This window comes from Castellaniella sp. GW247-6E4 (assembly GCF_040276065.1).
Lineage (GTDB): Bacteria > Pseudomonadota > Gammaproteobacteria > Burkholderiales > Burkholderiaceae_B > Castellaniella.
Window position 1 is genome coordinate 1 of the sequence record NZ_JBELOI010000054.1, and the last position, 804, is coordinate 804.

An 804-nucleotide genomic window follows, 5' to 3' on the forward strand; every position below is an offset into this window, starting at 1 on the left:
CCGCAGTCCCATCGAGTATCGTCAGGCACTAGGATTGATGTCCGTATAAACCGTCCAAGAAAATGTCCGCACCCCCCTGCCGAGAGACGGTTGATATCAACGTCGATGTAGTGGCCGCCGTTCAAGCGTTCCGCCAGTGCTGAGGTCACACCCGGTACATTTTTAACTGCTGCTTCGACCTGTGTCGCGATTTTGTCGATTTGAGCCAGATCGCCGCCCGAGATCTTGACTCCGACGGGTGTTTTAATGCCTGTCGAGAGCATATCCAGGCGGTTGCGGATGGGTGGCACCCAGACGTTCGTCAGTCCGGGTGCCTTAACGGTTTGGTCCAGCTCAGCGATCAGTTTTTTAGGCGTCATGCCGGGGCGCCACTCGTCGCGGGGTTTGAACTGGATAGTGGTCTCAAACATTTCTAGCGGCGCTGGGTCAGTAGCGGTGTCCGCCCGACCAGACTTGCCAAAGACCGTGGCCACCTCGGGAACTGTCTTGATCATGCGGTCGGTCTGCTGCAGTAGTTCAGCGGCCTTCTGGGCGGAAATTCCAGGCAAGGCCGTAGGCATATACAAGAGGTCCCCTTCGTCGAGCGCCGGCATGAACTCGCTGCCCAAGCGTGATACAGGAACCAAGGTCACCGCCAATGCGATAAATGCGAGCCCAATGACGACCCAAGGTCGCCTGAGCGTGGCATTGAGCAGCGGGTGGTATAGCCAAATCAATAGGCGATTGAGGGGGTGTCAGGAATTCCGTGTTCAAGGCGAGTTGAACATCAGGCGACAGGCCTGACGAATCGCTCTTCATAGAGCA

General features: G+C 56.8%; 1 pseudogene. It reads right to left on the reverse strand.

The annotated features are described in order from the left end of the window. Nucleotides 1-734, reverse strand: a pseudogene (locus tag ABS761_RS16905) (efflux RND transporter permease subunit); the annotation flags it as partial. Between the last annotated feature and the right edge of the window lie 70 nt (nt 735-804).